This is a genomic window from Pseudonocardia sp. OZ21 (genome assembly GCF_059359135.1).
The window spans coordinates 43,824-59,115 of sequence record NZ_JCADBN010000022.1 but is presented as its reverse complement, the minus strand read 5'-3'; the positions used below and the strand labels follow the sequence as shown (position 1 = coordinate 59,115).

Below are 15,292 nucleotides of genomic sequence, written 5' to 3'. Positions count from 1 at the left end.
CGCTCAACTCTGCCTCGAACCGGCCCCGCCCAGCTTCAGCGTGCGCGCCACGTCACCAGCCACCTGGCGCACCGCCGCGTCGTCGGTGCCCGGGTCGGCACGCACCTGCAACACGATCCCGTCGCGTCCCGGCACCTTGCGCTGCACGAACCACGCGCCGCCCCCGGGCAGGTCGCGGTGGTGCCTGCTCTTGATCGAGGACGTGACGCGCGCGTGCACCACCTCCGGCACCGCGCCCGGCTCGGCTAGGCGCAACCGCCGCGGGGTGAGATCCGCGATCAGCACCGCACCGTCGACGACGTCCTGCTCCTCGGCCTCGACGAGCACGATCGAGCCGTTCTGCCACGACGCCTTGCTGACCAGGTGCCAGCCCAGCCGACGCGCGCCGTCCGCGGTGGGCAGCCACATCCCCAGCGAGGTGACGACCAGATGCCCCCCACCCTGCAGCGACGCCGAGCCGAGCACCTGCTCGTCGGCGTCGAGGGTGCCGGCGAAGCTCTCGGGCAGCTCGTCGCGCCCCAGCAGGCGGCGCACCGCCTTCAGCAGGTTCACACCTGTGCCCTTTCCCGCAGTGCCTTTCCGTACTGCTCGAGTGGCACGAGATCGCCGAACGCCTGCATGTACGCGTCGAGCTCCTCCACGGGGTTGATGCGCTGCAGGCGTGACTTCAGCTCCGCCACCTGCGCCTCCACCAGCGCCAGCCGCACCCCGGCGATGATGCTCCCGACGTAGCGGGCCTCCTCCGGGTTGCGCCGCGGGAGCTGCAGCGGTTCCACCGCGAGCTCCGTGACCAGCGAACGCGTCTCCGGGGTGCACTCAACGAGCACGGCCTCCAACCAGGCCTGCCCGGTGCGCCCGCTGCACACCCCGCCCGCTGCCTGCACCGCGCGGTGCACCAGGGCGAACGCGGGGTGGGTGAAGACCTGCTCGGGCAGCTCGTCGTAGCTCGGACCGGCGATCGCGGGCATCTGCAGGGCGGCCTTGAGCGCCTCCCGCTGCCGGTGCAGCCGCGGGTCGTCCTTGCGCGGCGGAGTCGGTGCCTCGCGCCTGTTGCCGCCCCGCCCCTTCGCCGCCTCGGCAGGCGCGCCGGCCGACTCCCGGACCCGCCGTACCACCATCCCGATGTCGTCCCAGCTGGTCCAGCCGGCGAGCCTGCGGGCGTACTCGTCGCGCAGGTCCTCCCGGCGGATCTGCGCCACGAGCGGCACACAACGCTGCAACGCCGCCACCCGGCCCTCTGCCGTGTCGAGGTTGTGCTCACGCAGCATGCTGCGGATGGCGAACTCGAACAGCGGCTCGCGCCGGGCCACCAGGTCGCGAACGGCCGTGTCGCCGTGGGTCTGGCGCAGCTCGCAGGGGTCCTGCCCGTCGGGCGCGATCGCCACGAACGTCTGGGCGGCGAAGTTCTGGTCACCCTCGAACGCCTTGAGCGCCGCCGCCTGCCCGGCCGCATCGCCGTCGAAGGTGTAGATCACCTCGCCGAGGTCGAACGAGTCGTCGCCGATCAACCGGCGGATCACCCCGACGTGGTCGGAGCCGAAGGCCGTGCCACAGGACGCGACGGCCGTGGGCACCCCGGCCAGATGCATCGCCATCACGTCGGTGTAGCCCTCGACGACCACCACCTGGCGCCGCTTCGCGATCTCCCGCTTGGCCAGGTCGAGCCCGAACAGCACCTTCGTCTTGTGGTAGACGGACGTGTCGGACGTGTTGAGGTACTTGGCCTCGATGCCGTCGTCGTCGAAGAGCCGGCGCGCCCCGAACCCCACGACGTCCCCACCGAGGTCCTTGATCGGCCACAGCAGCCGCCGGTGGAACCGGTCGATCGGACCGCGACGGCCCTCCTTCGACAGCCCGGCCTTCACCAGCTCGTCGAAGGTGAACCCGGCCGCGATCAGGTGCTTGGTGAGGGAGTCCCAGCCGGCGGGCGCGTAGCCGCAGCCGAACGTCTGCGCCGCGGCCGCGTCGAACCCGCGGCTGGTGAGGAACTGGATGGCAGGCGCGGCCTCGGGCGTGCGCAGCTGCGCGGCGTAGAACTCCGCGGCCCGCTTGTTGGCCTCCAGCAACCGGCTGCGCGTCCCCCGGTCGCGCTGCACGGAGCTGCCGCCGCCCTCGTAGGTGAGGCGGTAGCCGACACGGTCGGCGAGGCGCTCCACGGCCTCGACGAACCCGACGACCTCGATCTTCATGATGAACGCGACAGCGTCCCCGCCCTCGCCGCAGCCGAAGCAGTGGAACGTGCCGTGGCTCGGCCGGACGTTGAACGACGGCGACTTCTCGTCGTGGAACGGGCACAGGCCCTTCAGCGAACCGGCACCGGCCCGACGCAGGGCGACGTACTCGCCGATGACCTCGTCGATCCGGGTCCGGTCGCGGACCTCCGCGATGTCGCTGTCCCGGATCCGCCCTGCCACGGGCCGAGTGTAGGCCCGCCCCACGCACCGTCCCGCGAGCACCGCGCTCCGTCCCCGCCCGAGATCACCACGCGCCGCGAACGGCGCCCGGGCGGGGTCAGCGCGGCGCCGCGCGCAACCCGGCCGGGCGGGTGGAGATCGGCATGCAGCCGTTCGACCCACGCGGGACCGGGACCGGGACGGTGGTGCTCGCCGCCGCCGGCCGGTCGGAGTGGGGCCGGTGCCGGTCGGTGAGCAGCGGCACAACGGCCATGACCAGCATCAACCCGATGCCCGCCACAACGCCGATGATGGCGAGGACGACCGAGAAGCTCATACCTCCACCCTGCGCCGGGGAACCTGAGAAGCACCTCGGCCGGAGGTACGGATCCGCCGAGAATCCTCGGCCCTTCGGCCGACCCCGCCGCGTCATGGACACATAACGCGGTAGCTGCGGCCACAAAACAGCATTACGGGACCACATCGCTGTCACCGTGGTCGGGCGGCAGCAGGAAACGGCGACTCGCGCGCCCGAAACGGGCGACTCGCCGGGTCGCCGCGCCTGCTGACCACCCAGCTGGTCCCGCCGGGTGCGTTCACACCGCCAGGAGCAGCTGGATCGCGGCGAGTCCTGCCAGCAACGCGGGGCCACGCACCAACTGCCGCACCAGGTCGATCGGCACCGCGCCGAACCCGGTGTCGAACACTGCCGCGCCGTAGTCGGGCGGCGGCCGGGTGGCCGACCGTTCGACCACGGCAACCGCCCCGATGGGGATCAGGACCACGGCGAGGGGGTTCACCGGGAGCAGCGCGGGCAGTACGGCCGCGGTCCACAGGGCGGCGACCACGAGGGGCGCGACGAGGTGCAGCAGGGTCAGCGTCCCGTCGGTGCCGCCGAGTGCGCGCCGTAGCGCGGCGGAGCGGGTGACGGCACGCAGCCCCGCGGCCACCCGGCTGGCGATCGCGTAGGCGGCGATGGCGACGACGGGTCCCACGGCCACGTGGGGCAGGATCGCGGCCGCGGCGTAGGACACGACCAGCAGGCCCGCCCCGAGCGTCAGCGCGCCGGGGGTGCGCAGTGCGCGGCGCAGGTCGGAGTGCAGCAGCGCGAGGGATCGGTGGCCCAGGCCGCGGCGTGAACGGCCGCGGCGGGCGGACCGCCACCGCCGCTCCTCCAGCAGGCCGAGCAGCAGCCCCGGCTCGATGAACGTTCCCGCCGCCTGGACGGCGGCGGCGAGGCCGCTTCCCGCGCCCAGTGCCGCGCGGTCCAGGACGGTGAGCCGCCGCCGCGCGACGACGAACAGGACCACCGCCGCTGCCCACGCGACGACGGCCGTGTCGGTGGCCGGGACGGACGGGACCGTGGTCGAGCGCGGGACCAGCAGCGCGATCACGGCGAGCACGCCCCCGGCGGCCACGAGCCCGACGCCTGTGGCGCGTCCGGCACGGGGGCTGCCGGCCTGCCACACGACGGCCGCGGCGACGAGCGCGACCGCGACCCCTGCCCCGGTGGCCGACCACCACACCGCCATCCACCACGGCGGCACCGTCCCGGCCACGACGATCGCCGCGAGCGCTCCGACGCCGGCTCCGACCACCGCCCCGCCCGCAGCAGCGGCGGCGAGCCGCGGCCTGAGCATCGCCCCGCGGTCGACGACGCCGGAGAGCACCCAGTGCCGGACCGCCGGGCCGGCCAGCATCGGGCCGAGGGCCAGGGCCGCCCGCAGCACCATGCCCGCCAGCACGAGTCCGACGGCACCGAGCAGCAGCCCGACGTGTGGCGCGTGCGGCAGCGGGGATGCCTCGGCCCCCATCACCCGGCGCAGGCCCTGCACCAGCAACCCACCGAGCACGAACACGGCGAGCAGCGGCGTGTACCAGTCGCTCCCCGGCCCGTCCTTGGTGGCCGCCCGCCGGGCGCGCCGGACACGGGCCAGTTCCGCGCGCAGCTGCCTGGCTGGGGGCACGTGCACGAGCGGGGCCGTTGTCACGCGCCCAGCTCGACCGTCTCGTCGGCCACCGCCTCGACGACGGCAGCGTCGTGCGAGGCGAACAGCACCGCACAGCCGGCGGCCTTCTCCCGCTCGAGCCGCTCCACCAGCCACTGCCGGCCCGCGGCGTCGAGCCGCTGCTCGGGTTCGTCCAGCACGAGCAGCCGGCGCGGGCGGACGAAGCAGGAGGCCAGGGCCAGCCGCCTGCGTTCCCCGCTGGAAAGCCCCACCGGCGTGCGGTCGGCCAGCGCCTCCAGACCCAGCTCGGCGAGCACCGGCTCGGTGTCGGGCTCCACGCCGTGCGCCCGCGCGAGCAGGTCGAGATGCTCGGCGACCGAGAGGTCCGGGAAGAACTCGACGTCGTCGAGCACGCTCGCGACCGCTGCCCTGGAGCGCGGGTCGTCCTCCCGCAGCTCGTTGCCGTCCAGGAGCACCTCGCCGTGGTCGGGCCGGTCGGCGCCGACGACACAGCGCAGCAACGTGGTCTTGCCCGCGCCGTTCGGGCCGACGACCGCAGCCGCCCGGCCGGGGCCGAGCGAGAAGCCGACACCCGCCAGCACCACGGCTGTGCCGAACTGCCGGACCAGGCCGTCCACCACCAGCACGCGGTTCACCCCCCGGGCCGCGACGGTAGCAGCCGCGTCCCTCGTTGCAGCAAAGCCACGTTGCGGCAACGTCATTGCATGATCGTGGCTTTGCTGCAACGGGAGGCCGGACCCGCGTAGGTTCTCGTGGCGTGGACACGGGGGTCGAGAGCTTCGAGCAGCACCGGGCACACCTGATCCGCGTGGGGTACCGCATCACCGGCAGCCTCGCCGACGCCGAGGACGCCGTGCAGGAGGCGTGGCTGCGCCTCGCCGGGCTGGACGACGACGTCCGCACCGAACTGCGCGACGAACGTGCGTGGCTCACCACCGTGGTCGGGCGGCTCTGCCTCGACCGGTTGCGCTCCGCCGCCGTACGGCGTGAGCGTTACGTCGGGCCGTGGCTGCCCGAGCCCCTCCTGACCAGCGGTGACTCGGACGAACCGCTCGCCGCCGTCGTGCGCGACGAGGGCGTGCGGATGGCCGCGATGGTCGTCCTGGAGCGGCTGTCACCGCCGCAGCGGGTGGCGTTCGTGCTGCACGACGCGCTCGCGCTGCCCTTCTCCCAGATCGCCGACGTGCTCGGCTGCTCGGAGGCCACCGCACGCCAGCACGCGACGCGGGCCCGGCGCCTCGTGGCCGCGGCCGACCCGCCGCCACGGGTGGCCACGGCCGAGCAGCGCGCTGTTCTCGGCCGCTTCGCCGAGGCGATCTCCCGCGCCGACGGCCCCGCGCTGCTCGCCCTGCTGCACCCCGACGCCCAGTGGGTCACCGACTCGAACGGGAAGACCAAGGCCGCTCGCCGCACCATCGTCGGCGCCGACAAGCTCACCCGCCTGCTGCTCGGCCTGCTCGACCGCTACGGCGACGAACTGGCCACCGGCTGGAGCCCGGTCGAGGTCAACGGCGACCTCGGGTTCCGGACCCCGGCCTACGGAGACACCGGGCAGGGGATCACGGTCGTCACCATCCAGGACGGCCTGATCACGGCCGTCTACCTGATGCTCAACCCCGAGAAGCTGGAACGCCTCCCGGCCTGACCCCCTTGAGACGGGCGACTCGCGCACGCGAAACGGGCGACTCGCGGGCACGGAACGGGCGACTCGCGGGGGTGGGGGCGGGGCGGGGCGGGGCGGTCAGCCGGGCAGGCGTACCTGGCACGCCGTGTCGAACCCCTGGTCGACGATGCCGAGGGCGTGGTAGGCGCGGGCACGCATGTTCTCCAGCGCGATGGAGTGGGTGAGCTCCACCAGCCCGGCCCGCCCCAGCTCGGCCTCCAGGCGGGCGACCTGCGCGTCGGTGACGGTCGGCGGGGTGGCCGTCATCGCGTCGGCGTAGGCGAGCGCGAGCCGCTCGACCGGCTCGTAGAGCGGGTGCGTCAGGTACTCGTCGATGTGCTCGAGCCGTTCGACGTCGAGCCCGTCCAGCCGCTGCAGCATCGTGCCGAAGTCGACGCACCACGAGCAGCCTACGACGGTCGCCACCCGGTAGACCGCGAGCTCGCGGAGCCGGGCGGGCAGCACCGTCGCCGCCCGCTCGTAGGCCAGTTCGGCGACCAGGGAGGCCCGGAACAGGCGCGGGTGGTGGCGCAGCACCGCGAACGGCTCCGGGACGTCCCCGAACCGCCGTCGCATCAGGCGGTACAGCAGCCGGCCCACCGGTCCGGCCTCCTCGGTAGGAACTCCCGGGATTCGTGCGCTCATGTGTCCTCCTGGACCGTCCGATGCGGCTCGTCAGCAGTGGGACGAGGCAGCGTCGCGATCCGTGACGAGAGCGGCATCACCGCAGTTCCACGCGGTGTCCAGCCGTCGAGGCTCCTAGCGTTGTCGTCATGACCGGTTCCGTGATTCCCGAGACCCACCTCGACCTGCTGGCACGCCCGCTGATCGGGCACCTGGCCACCGTCCGGGCGGACGGGGCACCACAGGTGAGCCCGATGTGGTTCTCCTGGGACGGGACCTACCTGCGGTTCACCCACACCTCGCGGCGGCAGAAGTACCGCAACGTGCAGGCCGACCCGCGGGTGGCCTTCTCGATCGACGACCCGGAGCGGCCGCCGCGTCACCTGGAGATCCGGGGACAGGTGGAAAGGGTCGATCCCGACCCGACGGCCGCGTTCTTCGGCGAGCTCGCCGACCGCTACTCGATGACGTTCGACGAGCCGCCGGCGGACGCCCCGTCCCGGGTGGTGCTCGTCGTCCGTCCGGAGTCGGTGAGCTTCGAGTAGGCGGTCAGCGGCGGGACGTCGCGAGGTGGCGGGCCACCGCCTGCTGGTCGGTGAGCACCGCGATCTGGTCCAGCACCACGCGCAGCCTCGCGGCGTCGTCGGCGGCGCCGGCCCAGTCCTCGGCGAACAGCGGGTCGAGCGAGTCCGGGGCCTTCGCCAGCAGGGCCGAGCCGAGCTCGGCAAGCAGCTCCCGCTGCCGGGCCTGCATCGCGAGCCGCTCGGGGTCGCTCATCACGTACCGCAGCGCCACGGCCTTGAGCAGAGCCACCTCCGCCGCGGCGGGGGACGGGACCACCAGGTCGGCGCCGTAGCGGGACAGCTCGCCGGCCCCGTGCGCCGCTCGGGTGGCGTCGATGGCGGCCAGAGCGAACCGGCCGACCAGCTCGCTGGTGAGCCGTTTGAGCGCCATGTGCGCGACCCCCGTGGCCGTGGCCGACGAGAAGCCGCGCACCGCGGCCACCACGGGGAGGGCGAGCAGCGCGTCGGCGGCCTCGGCGAGCGCGGCGGTGGAGACCCCGAAGTGGGTGGCCGCCAGCTCCACCACGGCGGCGCGCTCCGTGCGTGACCCGAGGGCGGCGAGGTCGATGCGGCCGCTCACGATGCCGTCCTCGACGTCGTGCACGGAGTAGGCGACGTCGTCGGACCAGTCCATGACCTGCGCCTCGAGGCACCGCCGGTCGCCCGGGGCGCCGTCGCGTACCCAGGCGAACACCTCGGCGTCGGCGACGTAGGCCCCGTACTTCCGGTCGCCCGGCCGCCGCACCCACGGGTACTTGCACGACGCGTCGAGCGACGCGCGGGTGAGGTTCAGCCCGCTGCCGCCGATCTTCGGCTCCAGCCGGGTGAGGATGCGGAGCGTCTGCGCGTTGCCCTCGAACCCGCCGCAGGCCGCGCCGAACTCGTCGAGCGCCCGCTCACCGTTGTGCCCGAACGGCGGATGGCCGATGTCGTGGGCCAGCCCGGCCGTGTCGACGATGTCGGGATCGCAGCCCAGCTCCTCGGCGACCCCGCGGCCGATCTGGGCGACCTCCAGGGAGTGGGTCAGCCGGGTGCGGGGCACGCCGGTGATCTCCGCCCCCTCCCCCGGGCCCACGACCTGCGTCTTACCGGCCAGCCTGCGCAGGGCGGCCGAGTGCAGCACCCGGGCGCGGTCGCGCGAGAACGGGCTGCGGCGTTCGGTGTGTCCGGTGCCCTTGGGCGACTCGGTGCTGCGCCGGGCCCGGTCGTGCTCGGTGTACCCGCCGCATCCGGAGCCAGGTAGACGCTCGGCCACAGGTCAGCCGAGCCCGCTGGTCTGGGTGTCGGCGGAGGCGTGCGTGAGCCGGTAGTACAGCAGCGCGCCGGTCTCGCGGATGATGTAGCGCAGCTGCGTCTCGCGCGTCTGCACCACCGGTCCGCTGCGGGTGGGCGACGTCTCGGCCTGCAGCCCGCTGTCGCGGGCCATGATGCGGGCGCGCAGGGAGTGCCACGGGTCGCTGACGATCGCCGCGGTGTGCCAGCCGTCCTGCTTCGCCCGCGCGGCGACGGCCTGCAGGCTGAGGAGGGTGTCGGAACCCTCCCCGACCGCGATGACGGCCTGCGGGGGCACGCCCCGGTCGATCAGGAAGCGGCGCCCGGCCTCGGCCTCGGTGTAGACGTCGCCAGGGCGCCCACCCCCCGTGGTGATGATGCGCGGGGCCAGCCCGTCCTCGTACAGCGTCTCGGCGTGCCGCAGCCGCGACGCGAAGATGGAGCTGGGGTCGCCGTCGTACTGGGCGGCGCCGAGCACCACCACGGCGTCGACCGGGTGCCGGTTGTCGACCCGCGCCACCTGCCAGATGCGGAACGCGGTCCCGCCGATGATCATCCCGCCGATCAGGAGGCCCCCGACCAGCAGCCGGACCACCCAGCGACCGCGCCTGCCGCGTTCGGCCGGCGCGAGATCGCGCATCCCGCGCATCGGTTCGGTCGGAGCCTCCGAGCGGGAGCGCACCCGACTCGTGACGGGTTCGGTCATCCGCCGATCCGGCTCTCTGTGGCGGCGAGAGCCGTGCCGGCGCGACCGGAGCGGGCGGCCACCACCTGCGCGACGATCGACACCGCGGTCTCGGCCGGGGTGCGCGCTCCCAGGTCGAGCCCGACGGGTCCGTGGAGCGCAGCCAGGTCGTGCTCGGTGAGCCCGGCCGCCAGCAGCCGCTGCCGCCGCGCGGCCTGGGTGCGCCGCGAGCCGAGCGCCCCGATGAAACCGCGCCCGCGGCGCAGCCCGTCGATGAGCACGGCGTCGAACGACGGGGCGTGGTCGAGCAGCACGAGGACGTCGGCGTCGGTGAAGGCGGCGACGGCAGCGCGGACGGCGGACAGCTCCGTCTCGGTGCGGGCGCTCCACCCCAGCAGCTCGGACTGGGCGACCAACGCGTCGCCGATCGCGCCTGCCCCGGCCACCAGCACCGAGGGAACCGGCACCCACAGGTCGACCAGCAGTTCGTCGCCCTCGGCCGCCACCCGCTCGGTGACGGTGGCCCCCCGCCGCACCAGCCCGCGGGCCGCCTCCACCGCCGCCGCGTCGAGCCGGGGCGAGCCGAGGCCGCCGTGTACCCCTTCCAGCTCGGGGCCGGTGAGCACGAGTGCACCGACGCCGTCGGTGGTGGAGATCAGGGCGGCGGACGTGCCACGCTCCAGCGCCTCGCCCAGCGCGATGGCCTGCTCGGCCGGTAGCGGATGGCCCAGCAGCGTGGCGCCTCCGGCACAGGCCAGCCCCGCACCCAGTGCGTCGGCCTCGCTGACGTGTGCCTCCCGCGTGTGAGCCCGGTCGACCGCCGCCGCGGCCAGGGGAACCACGGCCGCGTCGAGCGTGCCGCGGTAGACCACTCCGGCCGCGGACCCCGCCGCGGTGGCGGCCACCAGCTGACCGCTTTCGACGGTGCCGAACCCGTGCCGCTCCAGCACTCGTACGACACCGACACCGTCGGCTGCCCAGCGCTGTAGGGCGGCACCGAGCTCGTGGAGCGAGGAAGTGCGGGTCGAGGCGGTCGGAGCGCCCGTACTCACGTCGGTCACGATCGCCAGGGTAGCGACAGGCACCGACGCTGCGGCGGCGCGTGAAGGCGCCGTGTCACAACCACCCGCGTTCGTCGGCGAGCCGCACCGCCTCGGCGCGGGTGCGGGCGGAGGTCTTGCCGATGGCGGCGGACAGGTGGTTCCGGACCGTGCCCTCCGAGAGGTGCAGCCGCGCCGCCACCGCGGCCACCGTGGATCCGTCGGCGGCTGCGACGAGGACATCACGCTCGCGGTCGGTGAGCGGGCTGGTGCCGCTGGAGAGCGACTCGGCGGCAAGGATCGGGTCGACCACCCGCAGCCCGGCGTGCACCCGCCGGACGGCGTCCACGAGCTGCTCGGGCGGGGCGTCCTTCACGACGAACCCCGACGCTCCGGCACGCATGGCGCGGGCCAGGTAGCCGGGCCTGCCGAAGGTCGTGAGGACGACGACGCGGCACGCCGGAAGCGCCGAGCCCAGCGCGCCCGCGGCGGTGAGGCCGTCACCACCGGGCATCTGGACGTCGAGCAGTGCGACGTCCGGCCCGGTCCGCAGCGCGGCGGGCACCACCTCGGTGCCCGAACCGACCTGGGCCACCACCTCGATGTCGGGCTCCAGGCCGAGCATCGCCGCCAGCGCGCCCCGGACGAGCGCCTGGTCGTCGGCGAGGAGCACCTTGATCATCCGGTCAACTCCTTCAGCCGGACGGCGGCGGTTCGCGGGAGGACCTCGGCCAGCAGGCGGTAGCCGCCGGTGGGCCCCGGGCCGGCATCGATGCGGCCGCCGACAGCGGCGAGCCGTTCGGTGAGCCCGCTGATCCCGTGGCCCTCGGGAGTACCGGGCGGGCTGCCGACGCCGTCGTCGACGACCTCCACCGACGTCGGCGTGAGACGCACCGCGCAGCGGCCTGCCCCGCTGTGCCGGATGGTGTTGGTGACGCCCTCCCGCACCACGTGCGCGAAGGCCTGCTGCCGGTCCGGCGGTACGTCGTCCACGGCGGCCGGCAGGTCGGCCTCGATTCCTGCGGCGCGCAGGGCCTCCCGGGCGCCGGCCAGCTCACGACCGAGCGACGCCACGCGGTTGGCCGACACGGTGGAGCGCACCTCGGCCAGTGCCTGCCTGCCGAGCTGTTCGACGTCGGTCACCTCCTCACCGGCCCGCCCGGCGTCCCCGCTCTCCAGCAGCCGCCGGGCCAGCCCGGCCTTCACCGTGATCGTCGTGAGGCTGTGCCCGAGCACGTCGTGCAGGTCCCGAGCCATCCGCTCCCGCTCCGTCGTCACAGCCAGCCGGGCCAGCTCCTCACGCGCCTCGCGCAGCTCGGAGTTCGCCCGGATCAGCTGGAACTGCACCATCATCGCGACGCTGATCGCGGCCATGCCGGCGATGTCCGGGCCGGTCAATCCCTCCCCGACCAGCCAGTCGAACCCCACCGCGCAGCCGAGCGCGAGCGCAGCCGCCGCGACGGTCCACGGAGCCGGGACCAGTGCGATGACCGTCACGATCACGAAGCTGACGGTGTAGACCGCACCGTCCTGCGGCCCGAACTCGGCCGCCATGACCGCCCAGAGCGCGGCCATCACGAGCACGAGCGCTGCCGAGAAAGCCGGCTGCTTGCGGCGCATCGCCACGAACAGCCCCTGCACGTAGCAGGCGATGTAGGCGAGGACCGTCGCCACCAGCAGCACCCGGACGAGGAGCGAGTGGTCGGACGTGGCGCCGATGTACAGCCACGGTGTGAGCAGGAGCGACCACCCGCCTGCCATCAGGTACCACCGCTTGGGGTTCAACCGGGTGGGATCGCGGACCGGCTCGTCCGCGTCCCCGGTGATCGAGGACATGCCGATCACCGTAGCCCGGTCCCCTGCCCCGGAATCAGACCCGGAGGGCGTCACGCCGATACCGGACCGCGACAGCAGCCCCCGCGACCAGGAGCCACCCCAGCACGACGGCCACGCCCTCGATCGGCAGGGCGCTACCGGACGCCTGTCCCTGCGCGATCGTCGTGAGCCAGTAGCTGGGCAACAGGTGGGCCACGGTGAGCATCCCCGACGGCAGCACCTGCGCCGGGATCAGCACCCCACCCAGCAGACTGAACAGGAGCATCGTCACCGTCGACATGCCCTGCGCCGAGTCCGGCGTGGCGACCAGGCCGAGTAGCAGCCCGATCGCGGCGAACGGCAGCACCCCGATCCACGCGGCGAGGAACACCCGGACCCAGGTGAGCACGTCGAGGTGCACCCCCTCCGCCACCCCTGCCACCGCGAACACCAGCAGGAGCGCGGGCAGTGCCACCAGCATCGCGACAGCCGCCTTGGTGGCGACGTACCCCCATGCGGGCAGCGGGGTCAGCCGCAGCTGGCGGTTCCAGCCGATGCTGCGCTCCACCGCCACCCGTCCACCCGTGCTGATCGACGCCGAGATCGCGCCGAACGCAGCCATGTTGACCATCAGGACGACGGTGGCGGCCGCCGCGTCCGGCCCGGTGGCGAAGATCCCGGTGAAGACGATCAGGTAGACGACCGGGAAGCCCACCGTGAAGATCAGGAACCGCGGTGACCGCAGGAGCCTGCGCACCTCGGAGAGCAACAGAGCAGCCATGGTCAGTTCTCCTCCGATGTGGTCAGGGCGACGAACGCGTCCTCGAGGCCACGCGCGGAGACCTCGATGTCACAGGCCTGCGGGTAGGCGCTGATGAGTGCGCGGAGCGTGGTGTCGGAGTCGGAGCACTCCAGGCGGGCCCGCGGTCCGTCGACATGCACCTGCGTCACCCCGGGCAGAGCGGCCAGCGCAGCCGGGACGGTCCCGGGCACGGTCGCGGCGATAATCCGGCCGGCGGCGAGCGCCCGGACCTGCGCCACGCTGCCGTCGGCCACCACCTTGCCCTTCCGCAGCAGCACGACCCGGTCGGCATACTCCTCCGCCTCAGCGAGGTAGTGCGTGGCGAACAGCACGGTGCGCCCGGTTCGCGTGTAGTTGCGCATGGCCGTCCAGAACTCGCGCCTGGCCTGCACGTCCATCGCGACGGTCGGCTCGTCGAGCACGAGCAGGTCCGGATCGCAGACGAGTGCGGCCGCGAACCGCACCCGCTGCTTCTGCCCGCCCGAGAGCCGCCCGTAGCGCCGGCCGGCCACGTCGGCGACGCCGGCCCGGCCCAGCGCGTCCGCCACGGACAGCGGCTTCGGGAAGAGCGCGCCCGTCAATCGCACGACCTCCGCCACCGTCACGTCGTCCGGGATGCCGCCGGACTGCAGCATCGCCCCGACCAGCCCGTCGACCACCGCCTGCCGCGGCGTCCGCCCGAACAGCCGGACGTCGCCGGAGTCGGCGCGGGAGAGCCCGAGCAGGATGTCGATCGTCGTCGACTTGCCGGCACCGTTGGGCCCGAGCAGCGCCACCACCTCGCCGGGGGCGATCGTGAGGTCGACGCCGTCGACCGCGCGCACCCCGCCGTAGCTGCGGTGCAGGTCCTGGATCGACACGGCCGCACCGGCGGTGACGGCCGTCGGGGGTCGTGCGGGAGCGGATCTCGTCATGCGGATGAGACTGCCGCCGCGTCCCTGCCCGGACCCGGATCGCCCGTCATGAGCTGATCATGACGAATGTCAGGGAGAACGACGAACGGCGCACCCGCCCGGACCTGCCGGACGAGCGCGCCGTTGGTTCAGAGGCCGGTCAGCAGCCCAGCAGGCGGGCGGCCAGGTAGCTCTCGACCTGGTCGAGCGCCACCCGTTCCTGCGTCATCGAGTCGCGCTCGCGGATGGTGACGGCCTGGTCGGTGAGCGTGTCGAAGTCGACCGTGATGCAGAACGGCGTGCCGATCTCGTCCTGGCGGCGGTAGCGGCGCCCGATCGCGCCGGCGTCGTCGAACTCGACGTTCCAGTGCTTGCGCAGGGTGGCGGCCAGGTCCCGGGCCTTGGGCGACAGGTCGGCGTTGCGCGACAGCGGGAGCACGGCAGCCTTGACCGGCGCGAGCCGCCGGTCCAGCCGCAGCACCACCCGCTTGTCGACGCCACCCTTGGCGTTGGGTGCCTCGTCCTCGGTGTAGGCCTCGATGAGGAACGCCATCATCGAGCGACCGACGCCCGCCGCCGGCTCGATCACGTACGGCCGGTACCGCGTGCCCGACGCCTGGTCGTAGAACGACAGGTCGACGCCGGAGTGGTTGGAGTGCGTGGTCAGGTCGAAGTCGGTGCGGTTGGCGATGCCCTCGAGCTCGCCCCACTCCTGGCCCGTGAAGCCGAACCGGTACTCGATGTCGACGGTGCGCTTCGAGTAGTGGGACAGCTTCTCCTTGGGGTGCTCGTAGTGCCGCAGGTTGTCCGGCGAGATCCCCAGGTCGGTGTACCAGTTGGTGCGCTCGTCGATCCAGTACTGGTGCAGCTCCTCGTCGGTGCCCGGCTCGACGAAGTACTCCATCTCCATCTGCTCGAACTCGCGCGTGCGGAAGATGAAGTTGCCCGGCGTGATCTCGTTGCGGAAGCTCTTGCCCATCTGGCCGATGCCGAACGGCGGCTTCTTGCGCGACGTGGTCTGCACGTTGAGGAAGTTGACGAAGATGCCCTGCGCCGTCTCCGGCCGCAGATAATGCAGACCGTCCTCGGACTCCACCGGGCCGAGGTAGGTCTTGAGCATCATGTTGAAGTCGCGGGGCTCGGTGTACTGGCCGCGCGTGCCACAGTTGGGGCAGGGCACGTCGGACAGGTCGTCCTCGGCGACGTCCTTGCCGGTGCGCTCGCTGTACTCCTCGGCGAGCTGGTCGGCCCGGAACCGGCGGTGGCAGCTCAGGCACTCCACCAGCGGGTCGGTGAAGACACCGACGTGGCCGGACGCCACCCACACCTGGCGCGGCAGGATCACCGAGCTGTCGAGGCCCACGACGTCCTCGCGGCCGGTGACCATGTACCGCCACCACTGCCGCTTGATGTTCTCCTTCAGCTCCACGCCGAGGGGCCCGTAGTCCCAGGCCGAACGGGTACCGCCGTAGATCTCACCGGAGGCGAAGACGAAGCCGCGGCGCTTCGCGAGCGCGACGATGGTGTCGATCTTGGCGGAGCTCGGCTTGCTGGCCACGAGGCTGTACTCCT

The 15,292-nt window shown here is 73.3% G+C and carries 16 protein-coding genes; 2 read left to right on the top strand and 14 right to left on the bottom strand.

The window, feature by feature from the left end; translation table 11 throughout:
* Positions 1-3 precede the first annotated feature (3 nt).
* The 5 genes from AC5L35_RS33435 to AC5L35_RS33415 all read right to left on the bottom strand — a co-directional run bounded on the left by AC5L35_RS33435 (position 4) and on the right by AC5L35_RS33415 (position 5,064).
* Positions 4-552 carry a hypothetical protein gene (locus AC5L35_RS33435; protein ID WP_495063748.1) on the bottom strand — a complete coding sequence of 183 codons (549 nt, stop codon included), beginning with the start codon at positions 550-552 and terminating at the stop codon, positions 4-6.
* Complete coding sequence (gene dnaG, locus AC5L35_RS33430) at positions 549-2,414, bottom strand: DNA primase (protein ID WP_495063747.1); 1,866 nt, start codon at positions 2,412-2,414, stop codon at positions 549-551. The genes AC5L35_RS33435 and dnaG overlap by 4 nt, the downstream gene beginning before the upstream one ends.
* Positions 2,415-2,511: 97 nt before the next feature.
* Entirely contained in the window at positions 2,512-2,730 is a 219-nt protein-coding gene (locus tag AC5L35_RS33425) for a hypothetical protein (protein ID WP_495063746.1), read from the bottom strand.
* Between the two features lie 259 nt (positions 2,731-2,989).
* On the bottom strand, positions 2,990-4,384 hold the full coding sequence (locus AC5L35_RS33420; protein WP_495063745.1) for a DUF6297 family protein: 1,395 nt from the start codon (positions 4,382-4,384) through the stop codon (positions 2,990-2,992).
* The gene (locus AC5L35_RS33415) at positions 4,381-5,064 is read right to left on the bottom strand and encodes an ABC transporter ATP-binding protein (protein ID WP_495063744.1); all 684 of its coding nucleotides are present in this window, start codon (positions 5,062-5,064) and stop codon (positions 4,381-4,383) included. Before AC5L35_RS33415 ends, AC5L35_RS33420 begins: the two co-directional genes overlap by 4 nt.
* A 56-nt stretch (positions 5,065-5,120) precedes the next feature.
* On the opposite strand from AC5L35_RS33415, the gene sigJ reads away from it, so the two are divergent.
* The gene (gene sigJ, locus AC5L35_RS33410; RefSeq protein ID WP_495063743.1) at positions 5,121-6,008 is read left to right on the top strand and encodes an RNA polymerase sigma factor SigJ; all 888 of its coding nucleotides are present in this window, start codon (positions 5,121-5,123) and stop codon (positions 6,006-6,008) included.
* A 96-nt stretch (positions 6,009-6,104) separates the two neighbouring features.
* Here sigJ and AC5L35_RS33405 read toward each other — a convergent pair whose 3' ends face one another.
* On the bottom strand, positions 6,105-6,671 hold the full coding sequence (locus tag AC5L35_RS33405) for a carboxymuconolactone decarboxylase family protein (protein WP_495063742.1): 567 nt from the start codon (positions 6,669-6,671) through the stop codon (positions 6,105-6,107).
* 128 nt (positions 6,672-6,799) lie between these two features.
* Here AC5L35_RS33405 and AC5L35_RS33400 point away from each other — a divergent pair, with 128 nt between their 5' ends.
* Positions 6,800-7,195, top strand: a complete 396-nt coding sequence (locus AC5L35_RS33400) for a PPOX class F420-dependent oxidoreductase (RefSeq protein WP_495063741.1) — start codon at positions 6,800-6,802, stop codon at positions 7,193-7,195.
* A gap of 4 nt (positions 7,196-7,199) precedes the next feature.
* On the opposite strand, the gene AC5L35_RS33395 is transcribed toward AC5L35_RS33400, so the two are convergent.
* The 8 genes from AC5L35_RS33395 to AC5L35_RS33360 form a co-directional block, all read right to left on the bottom strand.
* Positions 7,200-8,468, bottom strand: a complete 1,269-nt coding sequence (locus AC5L35_RS33395) for a deoxyguanosinetriphosphate triphosphohydrolase (RefSeq protein WP_495063740.1) — start codon at positions 8,466-8,468, stop codon at positions 7,200-7,202.
* A 3-nt stretch (positions 8,469-8,471) separates the two neighbouring features.
* Positions 8,472-9,125, bottom strand: coding sequence for a YdcF family protein (locus AC5L35_RS33390; protein ID WP_495063793.1), 654 nt, complete (start codon positions 9,123-9,125; stop codon positions 8,472-8,474).
* A 62-nt stretch (positions 9,126-9,187) separates the two neighbouring features.
* A complete protein-coding gene (locus AC5L35_RS33385; RefSeq protein ID WP_495063739.1) occupies positions 9,188-10,231 on the bottom strand; it encodes an XdhC family protein in 1,044 nt (347 codons plus the stop codon).
* Between the two features lie 55 nt (positions 10,232-10,286).
* Positions 10,287-10,892 (bottom strand): response regulator, encoded by a 606-nt coding sequence (locus tag AC5L35_RS33380; RefSeq protein ID WP_495063738.1) that lies wholly within the window; start codon positions 10,890-10,892, stop codon positions 10,287-10,289.
* On the bottom strand, positions 10,889-12,046 hold the full coding sequence (locus AC5L35_RS33375) for a sensor histidine kinase (RefSeq protein WP_495063737.1): 1,158 nt from the start codon (positions 12,044-12,046) through the stop codon (positions 10,889-10,891). Before AC5L35_RS33375 ends, AC5L35_RS33380 begins: the two co-directional genes overlap by 4 nt.
* 34 nt (positions 12,047-12,080) lie before the next feature.
* The gene (locus AC5L35_RS33370; protein ID WP_495063736.1) at positions 12,081-12,806 is read right to left on the bottom strand and encodes an ABC transporter permease; all 726 of its coding nucleotides are present in this window, start codon (positions 12,804-12,806) and stop codon (positions 12,081-12,083) included.
* Between the two features lie 2 nt (positions 12,807-12,808).
* Positions 12,809-13,741, bottom strand: a complete 933-nt coding sequence (locus AC5L35_RS33365; RefSeq protein ID WP_495063735.1) for an ABC transporter ATP-binding protein — start codon at positions 13,739-13,741, stop codon at positions 12,809-12,811.
* Positions 13,742-13,880: 139 nt separating this feature from the next.
* A complete protein-coding gene (locus AC5L35_RS33360; protein WP_495063734.1) occupies positions 13,881-15,278 on the bottom strand; it encodes a glycine--tRNA ligase in 1,398 nt (465 codons plus the stop codon).
* Positions 15,279-15,292 lie beyond the last annotated feature (14 nt).

Bases quoted from the DNA above. Each gene is read 5' to 3' on its own strand.
- AC5L35_RS33425 (WP_495063746.1), bottom strand. From the start codon at position 2,730: ATGAGCTTCTCGGTCGTCCTCGCCATCATCGGCGTTGTGGCGGGCATC.
- AC5L35_RS33415 (WP_495063744.1), bottom strand. From the start codon at position 5,064: ATGACGTTGCCGCAACGTGGCTTTGCTGCAACGAGGGACGCGGCTGCT.
- AC5L35_RS33405 (WP_495063742.1), bottom strand. From the start codon at position 6,671: ATGAGCGCACGAATCCCGGGAGTTCCTACCGAGGAGGCCGGACCGGTG.
- AC5L35_RS33400 (WP_495063741.1), top strand. From the start codon at position 6,800: ATGACCGGTTCCGTGATTCCCGAGACCCACCTCGACCTGCTGGCACGC.
- AC5L35_RS33390 (WP_495063793.1), bottom strand. From the start codon at position 9,125: ATGCGCGATCTCGCGCCGGCCGAACGCGGCAGGCGCGGTCGCTGGGTG.
- AC5L35_RS33380 (WP_495063738.1), bottom strand. From the start codon at position 10,892: ATGATCAAGGTGCTCCTCGCCGACGACCAGGCGCTCGTCCGGGGCGCG.
- AC5L35_RS33375 (WP_495063737.1), bottom strand. From the start codon at position 12,046: ATGTCCTCGATCACCGGGGACGCGGACGAGCCGGTCCGCGATCCCACC.
- AC5L35_RS33370 (WP_495063736.1), bottom strand. From the start codon at position 12,806: ATGGCTGCTCTGTTGCTCTCCGAGGTGCGCAGGCTCCTGCGGTCACCG.
- AC5L35_RS33365 (WP_495063735.1), bottom strand. From the start codon at position 13,741: ATGACGAGATCCGCTCCCGCACGACCCCCGACGGCCGTCACCGCCGGT.